14 protein-coding genes and 1 riboswitch are annotated in these 12,838 nt (G+C 67.7%); of the genes, 10 read left to right on the top strand and 4 right to left on the bottom strand.

Annotated elements, in window-relative coordinates:
- Positions 1–72: 72 nt before the first annotated feature.
- Complete coding sequence (locus RM50_RS15535; protein ID WP_043454550.1) at positions 73–918, bottom strand: C40 family peptidase; 846 nt, start codon at positions 916–918, stop codon at positions 73–75.
- A 3-nt stretch (positions 919–921) separates the two neighbouring features.
- Positions 922–1,091, bottom strand: a riboswitch (cyclic di-AMP (ydaO/yuaA leader).
- A 248-nt stretch (positions 1,092–1,339) separates the two neighbouring features.
- On the opposite strand from RM50_RS15535, the gene RM50_RS15530 reads away from it, so the two are divergent.
- Genes RM50_RS15530 through RM50_RS15515 form a run of 4 tightly spaced genes read left to right on the top strand, consistent with a single transcriptional unit; the run spans position 1,340 to position 4,096 of the window.
- Positions 1,340–2,707, top strand: a complete 1,368-nt coding sequence (locus RM50_RS15530; protein WP_043454547.1) for a transglycosylase — start codon at positions 1,340–1,342, stop codon at positions 2,705–2,707.
- A gap of 21 nt (positions 2,708–2,728) precedes the next feature.
- A complete protein-coding gene (locus RM50_RS15525; RefSeq protein ID WP_043454544.1) occupies positions 2,729–3,088 on the top strand; it encodes a TraR/DksA family transcriptional regulator in 360 nt (119 codons plus the stop codon).
- Complete coding sequence (locus RM50_RS15520; RefSeq protein WP_043454542.1) at positions 3,085–3,615, top strand: DNA alkylation repair protein; 531 nt, start codon at positions 3,085–3,087, stop codon at positions 3,613–3,615. The genes RM50_RS15525 and RM50_RS15520 overlap by 4 nt, the downstream gene beginning before the upstream one ends.
- A 19-nt stretch (positions 3,616–3,634) precedes the next feature.
- Positions 3,635–4,096, top strand: a complete 462-nt coding sequence (locus RM50_RS15515; RefSeq protein ID WP_043454539.1) for a DUF1810 domain-containing protein — start codon at positions 3,635–3,637, stop codon at positions 4,094–4,096.
- A gap of 35 nt (positions 4,097–4,131) precedes the next feature.
- On the opposite strand, the gene RM50_RS15510 is transcribed toward RM50_RS15515, so the two are convergent.
- Both RM50_RS15510 and RM50_RS15505 read right to left on the bottom strand, forming a co-directional pair.
- Positions 4,132–5,025 carry a glucose 1-dehydrogenase gene (locus RM50_RS15510; protein WP_043454536.1) on the bottom strand — a complete coding sequence of 298 codons (894 nt, stop codon included), beginning with the start codon at positions 5,023–5,025 and terminating at the stop codon, positions 4,132–4,134.
- Positions 5,026–5,175: 150 nt separating this feature from the next.
- Positions 5,176–5,682, bottom strand: coding sequence for a metallophosphoesterase family protein (locus RM50_RS15505; RefSeq protein ID WP_043454534.1), 507 nt, complete (start codon positions 5,680–5,682; stop codon positions 5,176–5,178).
- 72 nt (positions 5,683–5,754) lie between these two features.
- Here RM50_RS15505 and RM50_RS15500 point away from each other — a divergent pair, with 72 nt between their 5' ends.
- From RM50_RS15500 to RM50_RS15490, 3 genes are all read left to right on the top strand, one after another.
- The gene (locus RM50_RS15500) at positions 5,755–5,946 is read left to right on the top strand and encodes a DUF1918 domain-containing protein (protein WP_043454568.1); all 192 of its coding nucleotides are present in this window, start codon (positions 5,755–5,757) and stop codon (positions 5,944–5,946) included.
- Positions 5,947–5,988: 42 nt separating this feature from the next.
- Positions 5,989–6,504: an NUDIX domain-containing protein gene (locus RM50_RS15495; protein WP_043454531.1), complete on the top strand. Its 516-nt coding sequence runs from the start codon at positions 5,989–5,991 to the stop codon at positions 6,502–6,504.
- Between the two features lie 487 nt (positions 6,505–6,991).
- A complete protein-coding gene (locus tag RM50_RS15490; RefSeq protein WP_043454528.1) occupies positions 6,992–8,773 on the top strand; it encodes a hypothetical protein in 1,782 nt (593 codons plus the stop codon).
- 4 nt (positions 8,774–8,777) lie between these two features.
- Here RM50_RS15490 and RM50_RS15485 read toward each other — a convergent pair whose 3' ends face one another.
- On the bottom strand, positions 8,778–9,455 hold the full coding sequence (locus tag RM50_RS15485; RefSeq protein WP_043454525.1) for an endonuclease/exonuclease/phosphatase family protein: 678 nt from the start codon (positions 9,453–9,455) through the stop codon (positions 8,778–8,780).
- 160 nt (positions 9,456–9,615) lie between these two features.
- Between RM50_RS15485 and RM50_RS15480 the strand changes: the two genes are divergently transcribed.
- From RM50_RS15480 to RM50_RS15470, 3 genes are all read left to right on the top strand, one after another.
- On the top strand, positions 9,616–10,419 hold the full coding sequence (locus RM50_RS15480; protein WP_043454522.1) for a thioesterase family protein: 804 nt from the start codon (positions 9,616–9,618) through the stop codon (positions 10,417–10,419).
- A 130-nt stretch (positions 10,420–10,549) separates the two neighbouring features.
- The gene (locus RM50_RS15475) at positions 10,550–11,089 is read left to right on the top strand and encodes a PadR family transcriptional regulator (protein WP_043454518.1); all 540 of its coding nucleotides are present in this window, start codon (positions 10,550–10,552) and stop codon (positions 11,087–11,089) included.
- Between the two features lie 5 nt (positions 11,090–11,094).
- Positions 11,095–12,807 (top strand): ABC1 kinase family protein, encoded by a 1,713-nt coding sequence (locus RM50_RS15470; RefSeq protein WP_043454516.1) that lies wholly within the window; start codon positions 11,095–11,097, stop codon positions 12,805–12,807.
- Positions 12,808–12,838 lie beyond the last annotated feature (31 nt).

Below are 12,838 nucleotides of genomic sequence, written 5' to 3'. Positions count from 1 at the left end.
AAGGGCGGCAGCCGGTATACCGGCTGCCGCCCTTCTGTATGACACCGCTTCGCCGGGCGAAGCTGTGGGAACCTAGGCTACGCGGACCACGGAGTAGCCGCTGAGCCAGCTGATGGAGTGGACCTGGGTGGTGTATCCGTTGACGCCGCCGCTCACAACCTGGCCGTCGCCGGCGTAGACGCCCACGTGGCCGGAGGTGATGATGAGGTCACCGGGGGCCGGAGCACCAACCACCGTTCCATACTGGAAGAACTGGGTAGGGGCCAGGTCGCCGACGCTCTTGCCAACGGAACGCAGTGCATTCTCGACCATCGCGGTGCAGTCCTGGTTCACACCGACCTGGCTGTAGGCGGATGCCAGGATGGCCGCGCCTGTTCCGGTGCCCGTGGTGGCCGCGGCCGGGGTGGCTGAAGCGTAGGACATGTTCATGCCGGTGTTCGTCGGTGCGCTGGCCGCCGCAGTCTGGACGGGCGCCGGTGCTGGCGCCGGTGCCGGAGCCGCCGTGTAGCCCGCGCCGGGGATCTGGATCTGGTCGCCCGGGTAGATGATCGAGGACAGACCCAGGCCGTTGGCGGCCAGGAGGTCGTTCAGGCCGACGCCATAGGCCGAGGCGATGGCGCCGAGGGTGTCACCGGAAACGACGGTGTGCACGTTCCCCGTGGCCGCCGCGGGGGCCACGGCGGGCGCGGCCGGCGCCGAGTAGGCCTGGACGCTGCTGTTCTCAGTGGTGTCCGCTCCGGTCACACCCGCGTGGGCCGGGGCGCCCACACCGAACGCAATGCCGGATGCCGCGGCTACGGCGAGCGCAGGGCGGCCCAGTGAGCGGGCCTGGGACTTGGCTGTAACGGCGAGGCCCTCGAGCACAATGGAGCGGGCCGGAGTCGCGCGGTGACGGGCAGAAGTTGAAATTTTTGACACGGTTGATCGCCTCTCCCATGCCTGCGGGGTGAGCTGTCGGGTTCGGGCTGGAGATACCCGGCCGGAAGCACCCCGCGACATACGGAGGCGCTATCGACTTAACCCCTAGGCCACATGTGGCCGTGGAAACTTGGTTCCCCCGTCCCTGCCAGCTGGAGCGGTTGTATCCCATGATCAGCGGCAGGGCTCGGCATACTGATGGGAATGTCCCGACTGAGAGGGACACCAAACGACCATAACCCGAGCTCCCCGCAATTGTCACATTTGGATAACATGCGAGGCGATTCTCTCAGATTCCGCCAGCGAATGGACGTGGCCCCACTTTCCCGTGCTGACCTTGGTGGACGCCGCGAAGGTCCGGGTAACAATCCCGACACGGATCCATGCCTGCGGGCCATAGCGGAGGGTAGGCTTCGGGACTATGCCCCTGTTCGTGATCCGCCCCCGGCTCCCGCTGACCGCGGTCCTGTTGGCCTTGGCCGTGGCCGGCTCCCCCCTTCACGCGGCTACGGCGGACGATCAGGACCCGACTGCCGGCTACCCCTCCTGGGCTGACGTGCACGCCGCGCAGTCATCGGAGGCCGCGAAAGCAGCCGAAATCAACACCATTACTGGCCTCCTGGACGGATTGCAGGAGCAATCGGAGGCCGCCGGGGACGCTGCCGTCCGGTCGGCGGCCGATTACGCCGTGGCGCAGGCCGGACTCGACTCCGCGACGCAGCGGCTGGACACCCTGTCCGCGCAGGCGGCAAGGGCCAACGATGAACTGGCCAGGCATCGGAAAGACCTGGGCGCCCTTGCCGCGCAGTCCTACAAAACCGGCGGCACCAACGCGGGTTTCTTCGTGGCACTGGACGCCCTCGGCACCAACAGCGTGCAGGGGCTGAACCTGGTCAAGCTCGTCGGGGACAAGACCGCCGCACTGGTTGAAAAGGCCGGGGCCGCGGGCCAGGTCGCCGCCGCACTCACCGAGCAGGAAAGGGCTGCCAGGAACGAGCGGGAGCGGTTGTCGGCGGAGGCCAAGGCAGCACTGGATACTGCCCGCTCGGCGCGTGACGCGCTCGACCGGCAGCTGGCCCGGGAGCAGCAGCACAGCACGGAGCTGACGGCGCAGCTCGCAGCCCTGAAGGGAACGACGGCGGCCCTTGAGGGGGAGTACCGGCAGGGCCAGGCGGCCCTGGCTGCCTACGAAAAGGCCCAGGAGGCCAAGCGTGCTGCGGCAGAGGAACAGGCCCGCCGGCAAGCGGCCGCCGCTGCCCGGCAGCCCGCACCCGCAGGTACTCCAGAGCAGGAAAGCCCCACGCAACCGAAACCGCTTCAGCCAAACCCCGTTCAGCCAAACCCTGTCCAGCCAAATCCCGTGCAGCCCGGCGTTCCCGCCGGCGACCCTGGGCCGCCTGCTCCCGGCACCCCTCCCGTGGCACCCGCCCCGCCATCCCCGCCCGCCGTCGTCGTGCCTTCCGTTCCCGGCGGGTCCGTGAATGACCCGGCCGGGGCGAAAAGCTACGCTTCCGGACGCCTCGCCGCCTTCGGCTGGGGCCAGGACCAGTTTCTGTGCCTTGCCCAGCTCTGGACCAAGGAATCGGGGTGGCTGACCACCGCCACCAACCCCTATTCAGGCGCCTACGGGATACCCCAGGCCCTGCCGCCGGGAAAGTATGCCAGCGCCGGCGGCGATTGGCTGACCAGCTACCGCACCCAGATCGAGTGGGGCCTCGGCTACATTCGGGACCGCTATGGCTCCCCGTGTGCCGCCTGGAACCACTCGGTGTCCCTGAACTGGTACTGACTGACGCGCTAGGCTTTCCCCATGCCAGATTTCGAACGGTTCCGTGCGCTGCTCGAAGATGAGCGGGCACGGCGCCTGGCGCTGCTGCCCGCGCTGCGCGCCGACATTGAGTCGGCGAACTTGGCACGCCGCGACTCCAACGTCGACGATGAGCATGACCCCGAAGGCTCCACCATCGCCTTCGAACTCTCGCAGGCCTCGGCGCTCCTGAAGCAAAGCTCGGCCGGACTTGATGAGGTCGAAGCTGCCCTGGCCCGGCTCGCCGGAGGCACCTACGGCCTCTGTGCAGTGTGCGGGGAACCCATCGCCGAGGGCAGGCTGGAAGCGCGGCCCTGGACGCCGTTCTGTATCCTGCACGCCGCCGCGGGGCGCGGACAATGACGGGTGCTGCGGAGACAGTGTCCGCCGCGGCGGAATTCATCGACCGGACCCTCCAGAACGAGGGTGCCTGGTACCGCGCGGACGAGGTGGCGCACCGGGTGGGCGGGCTTCTTGCCTCCTATGGCTCCTCGGTCGGCGCAGTCCGCGGCACGGTCCGCGATGCCCTGCGGAAGTTCAAGGACCTTGACCATGACGCCACCGTCATGCTGGCCTCCGCCCTGTGGGGCCAGCCGCGGCCGGGCGTCCGGCCGGTTTTCGAACGCCGCCTGGCCGCCGTGGTGCTGCTGCAGTCGCGGGTTGGGCTGCTCCGGCACTCGGACCTGACCCGGCTGGAGGGTTTCATGCGGTCCGCCCAGTCGCGGGACCTGGCAGCGCCGCTGCTCGCCGATGTGCTGGCACCGATGCTGGCCGGTTTGGGGGAGCGGGAGCGGCAACGGGCTGCCGTTGTCCTGGCGAGGTGGCGGGAAGACCCCGACCCCCAGCTGCAGGCTGCCGCTGCAGCCCTTGAGGAAGACCTGTCCCTTTGAACGCACCCAGGAGAACGCCATGAATGAACCGTTTGGCCTTGACCGTTTCGTCGCTGCCCAGGACAGCGGCGGAACCTATGAGCAGGCCCTGGGGGAGCTCCAGGTGGGCAGCAAGTCCGGGCACTGGATGTGGTTCATCTTCCCGCAGATTGCCGGGCTCGGGCAGAGTGAAACCTCGCGCAGGTATGCCATTTCCTCGCTGGCCGAGGCCCGTGCGTACCTGGACCACGAGGTCCTGGGGCCCCGGCTGCTTGAATGTGCCATGGTCCTGGCGAACCACGCCGACCAGTCGGCAGAGGACATCTTCGGCGGCATTGACGCCAAAAAGCTCCGCTCGTCCATGACACTGTTTCTCCGGGCCGCACCCGGAGAAACAGTGTTCAAGACCGTGCTGGCCCAATTCTTCGGCGGCGAGCCGGACCCCGCCACTGACCAGCTCCTGGCGGGCCAGGACGCATCGGACCACGAGGCCGGCGGCTGAGCGCAGTCACCGCCGGCGGTTCCCGGGAGCCGCCGCTACGGGGTGGGGCTGCCGCCGTTGACGTTCAATGTTTCGCCCACTACGAAGCTGGACTCCGGGGAGGCCAGGAAGACGTAGGCGGGGGCGAGTTCGGCGGGCTGGCCCGCGCGGCCCAGGGGAGTGGACTGGCCGAACTCCGGCAGCTGCTCCTTGGGCTGGCCGCTGCTGACCTGCAGGGGCGTCCAGATGGGGCCGGGAGCCACGGCGTTCACCCGGATCCCTTTGGGCGCCAGCTGCTGGGCCAGGCCCTTGGTGAAGTTGTTGATGGAGGCCTTGGTGGTGGCGTAGTCCACCAGGGTTGGCGACGGGTTGTAGGCCTGGATGGACGTGGTGTTGATGATGGTTGAGCCCGCCGGCATATGCGGAACGGCGGCCTTGGTCACCCAGAACATGGCGTAGACGTTGGTCTTGAGCGTGTGGTCGAATTGTTCGTCCGTGATGTCCTGCAGGTCCTCCTGGGCCACCTGCTTCCCGGCATTGTTGACCAGGATGTCCACGCCGCCCAGGACGGCAACCGCGGTGTCCACCAGGTCCCGGCAGGCTGCGGAGTCCTTGAGGTCGCCCGGGACCTTCACGGCCTTCCGGCCGGCCGCTTCGATGATGCCCGCAATACGGGCCGCGTCCTCCTCTTCCTGCGGCAGGTAGGAAAGGACGACGTCGGCACCCTCCCGGGCGAAGGCGATGGCCGTCGCGGCGCCAATCCCCGAGTCGGCGCCGGTCACGATCGCACGGCGGCCTTCCAGCCGCCCCGTGCCCCGGTACGTCTCCTCGCCGAGGTCGGCCCTGGGCTCAAGTTCTGCATCCAGGCCCGGCTCCGGCTGGTGCTGCTTGGGCGGGGAGATCTTTTCGTGGGCAGTAACGGGATTGCGGAACGTGTACTGGTCAGTCATGGCGGTCCTCCTGTTCGTGCGGACTCCGGGCCGGTCCACCGCCCGGACTCCGGGGAAACTGCGGCTGCCCACCGGCAACAGCAAAAGCTAAGCATGCTTACGTTTCCCAGCCTAAGCAAAGATTCACCGCCCTGCCAAGCCCGGGCGGTGTCAGCCGCGGCCGACCTCCACCAGGGTGACCCGTGCCAGCTGCCCGGCATCGACCACCGCCTCCATGAACGTGCAGGCCGGCTGGCGGCGGCGGTCCGTGGGCGACCCGGGATTCAGCAGCCTCAGTCCACGGGGTGAGGTGGTGTCCCAGGGGATGTGGCTGTGGCCGAACACCAGCACGTCCGCCGACGGGTACAGCGCCTCGCACCGAAGTTCGCGGCCCTTGGCCTGGCCTGTCTCGTGCACCATGGCAAAGCGGATGCCGCCGAGCGTTGCGGTGGCTGTTTCCGGCAGCCGCCGCCTCAGGTCGGGTCCGTCATTGTTGCCGTACACGCCGAGCAGCCGCCTGCTCCGGCGTTCGAATTCGTCCAGCAGCGCCGCCTCCACCCAGTCCCCGGCGTGGAACACCACGTCGGCCTTTTCGACGGCGGCCCACACCTCCGCAGGCAGGGTCTTGGCGCGTTTGGGCACGTGGGTATCGGCGATCAGGACCAGGTTCAACGGCATACCGGAATCCTGCCACGGGGCCCTGTTCCATGTCCGCGCGGAGTCGTAATCTGGGGGCTGGAGGTGATTGCCATGGAGGCAGCCCAAGGAGACCGCATCGTGGTGCGCGGGAAGACGGTGGGGTCCTCGGACCGGCACGGGGTGATTTTGGAAGTCCGTGGCGAGGGTGGACACCCGCCCTATGTTGTCCGCTTCGATGACGGGCACGAAACGGTCATGTATCCCGGCGGCGATTTCGCCGTCGACCACGGCCACGACACCTGACGCGGGCCTGCATCCCACGGCTTGACCTGTCAAACTGGATTGATGGATCACCCACTGTCCTCCAGCATGTCCTCCACCCCGCCCCCGCGCACCGGTCCACGGGACCCCGGCGACGCCTGGGTGGAAGGCGACCGCGGCCGGTACTGGGGCAGGTTCGGCGCGGCGGGAGTCCTGGCCTACGACCCCGCCAAGGGGGTGCTCCTGCAGCACCGTGCCGTCTGGAGCCACAACGGCGGTACGTGGGGCCTGCCCGGCGGTGCGCTGCACGAGGGTGAGGAAGCGGTTGAGGGTGCCCTTCGGGAGGCATACGAGGAAGCCGCCGTACCGCCGGAGAGCGTGGAAGTGCTGTTCACCTCGGTGCTGGACCATGGCTACTGGTCCTACACCACGGTGGTGGTTCGGGTGCAGGAATCCTTCGAGCCCGTCATCAGCGATCCGGAGAGCATCGCGCTGCTCTGGATTCCGGTGGCTGAAGTGGACTCTTTGGAGCTGCATCCCGGCTTCGCCGCGTCCTGGCCGGACCTGATGGCCAGGCTGGACGGGGAGGAATCCTGGTAGCCAGGCGTTACCCGTGAAGCACTCACGGACGGTGCACTGAGGGGCTGGCTCCCTTCGGAAAGCAGTTCCGCGCAGGAGAACGCCCCCGGTTTCTGCCCTAAAACAAGGTAGGTCCGGATGCGAAATTAGGTACCCACTACTGGTGTTCGCCCGCAGGCCAGCCCGTATGCTCCAGGCTACGGAGACGTCGCGGCTGCTGAAACGATGGACAGGTGACCGGACAACCGCCGCAGCAGCCCTGGCATGCCGCATTCCGGGGCCTTGACCCATTGGCCGACATGAGTCCGCGCAATACAGCAAGGTTGGTGAGCCAGTTGTCTCTTCCCCTCCTTTCACCTGTTGCACCATGGGCGCACGACGGCGGACTGCCGGGCAACGAGCCGACAGCGATCCAACTCCCGGCCACGGAAAAGCGACATCAGGCTTCCGGCGTCTCCGCCCCCGAGGCATCCGCACACCTCGTGTGCGTTCCCCTGGTGCAGGCCCTGTGACCGCCGCCGTCGACGCCCTCCGGCGCAACCAGGGGCGGCTGCGGCTCCGCGACCTGGGATTCGCACTGGCCGGCCTCGTATCGTTGCTGCTCGTTGCGGGGGCGGCCTCCACCGTGGCGGTACCCGTCACCAGCGACCTGGGCCTCGTCGCGGTGCTGCCCTACCCCTACTGGATAGGGCTCGTGCTCATTAATGTCACCTTCGTCGCGGCGCTGCGGGGCAATGCCGGGGGACCGGCGGGACGGGCAGTGATGATGTGGCTCCTCGCGGTGCTCGTGCTGGAACTGTTTGGGACCGCGGCCTTTGTCACCGATGTACCACGGGGCGAAGTCGCGTTCCGGCATCTGGGGATCGCCGACGCCCTTTCGAGCACCCAGGTGATCGATCCGGACATTGACGCCTACTTCAACTGGCCGGGCTATTTCGCCCTGCTGGCCACCATCATCAAGGCCACAGGCCTGGCCCCGGCAACCATAGCGCTCTGGGCTCCGGTGGTTAACGTAGGATTGTGGCTCGCCGCACTGGGGGTCCTGGCGCGGTTCCTGACGGCTGATCCCCGCCGACGCTGGCTTGTACTCTGGCTTTTCTGCCTCGGTAACTGGCAGGACCAGGACTACCTGTCACCACAGGCCTTTGCCTTCTTCCTGTACCTCGTCGTGATCGCCCTGCTCCTCGGCCCGTTGGCCGCACTGCCCGGGACGTTCCGCGGCTTCCGGCCCGCCAACCTTGCGGTGTGGTGGCGGGGACGGTCCCCCTGCGAGCACCGGCCACAGCACCGGGTGAGTGCACTCGTGGCCACCCTCCTGCTGGTGGCCGTTATCTGTGCCAGCCACCAGCTGACGCCCTTCATGATGCTCATTGCCATGACGGCCCTCTGCCTCAGCGGGCGCGTCTGGACCAGCCGGCTGCCCCTGATCACCGCCGTGATCCTTGCGCTCTGGCTGGTCTATCCGGCCAGTGCTTATCTCATCGGCCACCCGCCGCTCGAGGACGCAGGACTGCAGGGGGCGGTTGCTGCGAATGTCGTCGACCGCGTGACGGGCACCCCCGGCCATTCCCTCGTGGTGAAGGTCCGCATGGTCCTGACCCTCGTGCTGTGGGGCCTCGCCGCGGCAGGCGCGCTGCGCGACTGGCGCAGGAAGCGCCTCGACATCCGGGTGGTCCTGCTTGCCGTTACCCCGATCCTGCTCTTCCCGATGCAGTCATACGGCGGCGAAATGCTCATCCGTGTCTCATTGTTCGCACTGCCCTTCGTCGCCCTGCAGGCGTCCTCGATCCTGCTGCCGAAGGAGGGCAGCGCGCGCCTTCCCTTCCGCACCACGGCGGTCCTCGTTCCCACCTTCCTGGTGCTGTCCCTGCTGATCGAGACCAGCAGGTTCGGGAATACCAAATTCGACATATTCACCGGCAGTGAAATGGCCGCGGTGGCCGAAGTTGAACGGATGGCACCCCACGGCGCGGCCATCATCTCCGCTGCCCACCCCACGCCGTGGCGAAGCGACGCCTACTTGGAGCACCGGTACCGGACAATGGACGATTTGTGCCGGCGGAACCTGTCAGCAGCGAGCTGCGGCCCGATCTTCTACAACTACGGCAGGCACAACCCTGCCGGCGCCTTCGTGCTGCTCATGCGGTCAACAGAGGCGAGCCTCGAACTCCAGGGCCAGACCACCGAGCGCAACTCCGCCCAGATGGAAGACTGGTTGAAATCCCAGCCAGGTGTGGAACTCGTGTTCAGCAACGCCGACGCGCGGATCTACCGGCTGCCGACGCCATGACCTCCTAGTAGCCCTCGCCGTACTCGGCGGTCACCAGGATGGGCAGGTGGTCCGAGTTGCCGCGCGGCAGCGTTTCAACACTGGCGATGTCCAGACCCAGTGAGGTGGCAAAGTCGAAGTGGCCCTTGAACACCTTGTAGCGGGTGTAGGTGCGCCTGTTGCTCAGCGACAGGGCATACCCCGAGTTCTTCATGTGCATGTCAAGGTTCTTGGTGAAGAACGGATAGTTGAAGTCGCCCACCATCAGGGTCATCAGGCCCTTGCCCATGCTCAGCAGCTCCGCGTGGGCTGCATGGATCTGCTTGCGCCGCAGCGAGTTCGATGCCGTCAGAGGTGCGGCGTGGAACGACCCGATCACCAGCTCGTGCTGGGTTTCATTGTCCATGACCCGCGTGCCGATAAGGCGTTCGTGCGCCGGCGCCAGGACGCGGTCGTGCATCGATTTCTTCAGTGCAAAGGACTGCGTGTCCAGGGCTGTGAACCGGCTGGTGCGGTAATAGATGGCCAGCCCCAGCCGGTTGCCTTTCGTGGCGTCGGCCAGGTGCAGGGGCCCCAGGGTCTCGGGAAGGTCGCTGGAGTCCACCTCCTGCAGGCACAGCGCATCGACGTCGTGGTTCCGTGCCAGGGCGAGGAGCTCGCCGCTGGCCTTGTGCTTGCGGAGGTTGTAGCTGATGACACGCATAAAACACCTCATTCGAGGTTGCTGACAGGACCAGTTCCTGAGTCTAGTCCGATTGCCCCCCGCAGCTTCCAACATTTCATCAGCAGCCTCAGCGCGCCGTCCGCAGGCGGCCCGGGATAGAGTTAGTGGCAATTCACTGACTTTCCGTAAGGGGCCAGCCTTGACTGCAGACCTGCCCGAACTCGCCGAAGGCAACTTCTACTACCAGGACCTTGGCGGCAACCGCTTCCGGTCCACCATCCATGCCCAGGGGGCATGGAACGTTCACGAACAGCACATGGCGCCGGCATCGGGGCTGATGGCCGGCGTCCTGGAGCGGCACGAACCGCGGGATGACATGCGGATGGCCCGGATCAGCTACGAGATCCTGGGCCTGATCCCCGGCGGCGAATTCCGGATCGACACCACGACGCTGCGGCCCGGCCGCACCATTGAACTGGTGCAGGCCGAGCTGGTTGCCGGAGGGCGGACGGCAATCCGGGCCTCGGGGTGGCGCATGCTGACCAGCGACACGGCTGCCGTGGCCGCCGTCGAAGATGCTGCCATCCCCGGCCCGGATGAATGCAAGCCCTACGATGGCTCGGCTGTCTGGCCGGGAGGCTACATCCGCTCGCTCGAAATGAGGGTGGCCGAGGGGCACAGGCCCGGCGCCGGGAAAGTCTGGCTCCGCACCGACCATCCCCTGACCGACCATGCCGACAGCAGCGACTTCGCCCGGCTCATGGGACTGGTCGATACAGCCAACGGCATCGCCGCACGCGTCCCTCCGGGCCAGGGGAGCTATGCGTTCCCCAACCTGGACCTCCAGGTCCACATGTACCGCAGGCCTGAGGGGGAGTGGCTGGGGCTGGACAACGCGGTGTCGTTCGGCCGCGACGGGATCGGGCTGACGTCCACCGTGCTGCACGACAGGCAGGGACCCTTCGGGCGGGCCGAACAGATCCTGACCCTGCGCCGGACTTGAGCAAACCCCGCGTACGGTGGGTGCAGTGGCAGGCTGCATCAAGGACCGGCGGTCCCGCCGCAGCTATGGTGGCCGCATGTATCGCTGAGTATCGTTGTATATCGTTCACGATTTGACGAAGGAGTCCATCATGCGTGCTTCATCCCCCGCCGGCGGGTACGGCGGAAACAGCCTGGACGGCATGTGGCAGGCGGTCGAGGAGTTGCGTTCCCGCATCGACAGGCGGATGGGAACCCGGGCCGGAAAAGGCGAAGTCCGGGCGGCCGTGCTTGCCCTGCTTGCGGAGCGGCCCATGCACGGCTACCAGATCATCCGCGAGATCGAGGAGCGCAGCGGCGGCAGCTGGAAACCGAGCGCCGGGTCGGTCTATCCCACGCTGCAGCTCCTGGCCGATGAGGGATCCATCAGTGCCGAGGAATCCAACGGCCGCAAGATCTACTCGCTGGCCGAGGCCGGCCGCGAGGAAGCCGCGGGCCGGCACGGCGCGGCCCCCTGGGATCCGGCAGCTGCCGCGTCCGGCGGGGTCACCTCCCTTCCGAGGGCCGGGATGGAACTGGCCCAGGCAGCGGCACAGGTAGGCCGCACCGGGTCCGCCGGCCAGGTGCAGCAGGCGGTGGCGGTGCTGGACGAGGCCCGGCGCCGGCTGTACGCCATCCTCGCCCAGGACTGACGCGGGTGGCGTCCTCTGTCCAGGAGAGTCCAGCCCGGCAGCAACCCGCGCGGGAGCACGCCGGACGCTACCGGCGGATCCTGCGCTTCGCAGCCTGGAACCTTGCCTCTACGTGGTGGTTCGAGCTGTTCCTGCCGCGCATTGGGCTGGGCCGGATCGCCGCCCGGACACGCTCCACGCGGATGCGCCGCTTTGCCCGGCGGTTCCACGACCTGGCGGTGGAACTTGGCGGCCTGATGATCAAGGTGGGCCAGTTCCTGTCCTCCAGGCTCGACGTCCTGCCGCCGGAGATCACCAGGGAGCTCGAAGGACTGCAGGATGAGGTACCGCCGGTGGCGTTTCCCGCCATCTCCGCCCTCGCAGCAAAGGAACTTGGCACACCCCTGGGCCGCGTCTTCAAGTCGGTGGACCAGGAGCCGATCGCGGCAGCATCGCTGGGCCAGGCACACCGGGCGTGGCTCAATCCCGCGGACGCCGGGGATACCGGACTCCACGCCGTGGTCCTCAAGGTCCAGCGTCCGGGTATCGGGGCGATTGTCGACGTCGACCTCGCTGCCCTGCGCAGGGTGGCGGGCTGGCTCAGCCACGTCCGGCTTGTCGCCCGGCGAGCCGACATGCCCGCCTTGGTGGAGGAATTCGCCCAGACCAGCCTGGCGGAAATCGACTACCTCCACGAGGCCGTCAACGCCGAGCGCTTCGCTGCGGACTTCGCCGGTGACAGCCGGGTGGCCGTGCCGGACGTCGTCTGGGAACGCACGACCCGCCGGGTGCTGACCCTCGAGGACGTCACGGCCATCAAGATCACCGACGTCCGGGGCCTGCGTGCCGCCGGCATCGACCCCACGACGGTCGCCCCGGTGTTTGCGTCCATCATGTTCGACCAGCTCTTCACCAACGGTTTCTTCCATGCCGATCCCCACCCTGGGAACATCTTCGTCACCCCGCAGCCCGCCGCCATGGGGGAACTGCCCTGGAAGCTGACGTTCATCGACTTCGGCATGATGGGCGAGGTAACGGCCGGCACGCGCACCGGGCTGCGGAAGCTGCTGATTGCCGCCGCCGCCCGCGACGGCAAGGGACTCGTTGCGGCGATCAACGACGTCGGCGTGCTGATGCCCTCCGCTGACAGTGTGGCCCTGGAGCGTGCCATGACGCAGCTCTTTGCCCGCTTCGGCGGCATGGGCTTCGCCGAGCTGCGCGAGGTGGATCCGCGGGAATTCCGTGACTTTGCCGTGGAGTTCGGTGACGTGGTCCGGTCGCTGCCGTTCCAGCTGCCGGAGAACTTCCTGCTGATCATCCGCGCCATGTCCCTGACCTCGGGTGTGTGCAGCGCCCTGGACGAACGCTTCAACCTCTGGGATTCCGTGGAGCCCTATGCCGCGCAGCTGCTGCGGGATGAACGCGGCAACCTGCTCCAGGACGCGGCCCGGCAGGCCGTCGAGGCCGCCGGCACCGCACTGCGTCTTCCCGGCCGGCTGGACGCCCTGGCAGGGCGCCTGGAGGAGGGATCGCTGCAGGTGGCCGTTCCCCGCCTGGAACGGCAGGCCGCACGCCTGGACCGTGCCGTGCGCCGCACGGCCTCGGGCGTGGTGTTCGGTGCCCTGCTGGTTGCAGGGGCCATCGTCCGCTCCGATGACCTGCCGCTGGGCAGCGTGCTGATGGCCGCGTCGGCGGTTCCGCTGCTGCACGCCCTGTGGGTGGGGCGCCGGGGGCGTTAAGGCCGGTGCCGCCGTCGGGCGTAACCTAGGG

Source organism: Pseudarthrobacter phenanthrenivorans (assembly GCF_000813845.1).
GTDB classification, from domain to species: domain Bacteria; phylum Actinomycetota; class Actinomycetes; order Actinomycetales; family Micrococcaceae; genus Arthrobacter; species Arthrobacter phenanthrenivorans_B.
This window is presented reverse-complemented; position numbering and strand designations above follow the sequence as displayed.

What these genes read in the sequence shown, in the direction of transcription:
- RM50_RS15530 (WP_043454547.1), top strand. Translation starts at nt 1,340, where the DNA reads ATGCCCCTGTTCGTGATCCGCCCCCGGCTCCCGCTGACCGCGGTCCTG.
- RM50_RS15525 (WP_043454544.1), top strand. Translation starts at nt 2,729, where the DNA reads ATGCCAGATTTCGAACGGTTCCGTGCGCTGCTCGAAGATGAGCGGGCA.
- RM50_RS15520 (WP_043454542.1), top strand. Translation starts at nt 3,085, where the DNA reads ATGACGGGTGCTGCGGAGACAGTGTCCGCCGCGGCGGAATTCATCGAC.
- RM50_RS15515 (WP_043454539.1), top strand. Translation starts at nt 3,635, where the DNA reads ATGAATGAACCGTTTGGCCTTGACCGTTTCGTCGCTGCCCAGGACAGC.
- RM50_RS15510 (WP_043454536.1), bottom strand. Translation starts at nt 5,025, where the DNA reads ATGACTGACCAGTACACGTTCCGCAATCCCGTTACTGCCCACGAAAAG.
- RM50_RS15505 (WP_043454534.1), bottom strand. Translation starts at nt 5,682, where the DNA reads ATGCCGTTGAACCTGGTCCTGATCGCCGATACCCACGTGCCCAAACGC.
- RM50_RS15500 (WP_043454568.1), top strand. Translation starts at nt 5,755, where the DNA reads ATGGAGGCAGCCCAAGGAGACCGCATCGTGGTGCGCGGGAAGACGGTG.
- RM50_RS15495 (WP_043454531.1), top strand. Translation starts at nt 5,989, where the DNA reads ATGGATCACCCACTGTCCTCCAGCATGTCCTCCACCCCGCCCCCGCGC.
- RM50_RS15485 (WP_043454525.1), bottom strand. Translation starts at nt 9,455, where the DNA reads ATGCGTGTCATCAGCTACAACCTCCGCAAGCACAAGGCCAGCGGCGAG.
- RM50_RS15475 (WP_043454518.1), top strand. Translation starts at nt 10,550, where the DNA reads ATGCGTGCTTCATCCCCCGCCGGCGGGTACGGCGGAAACAGCCTGGAC.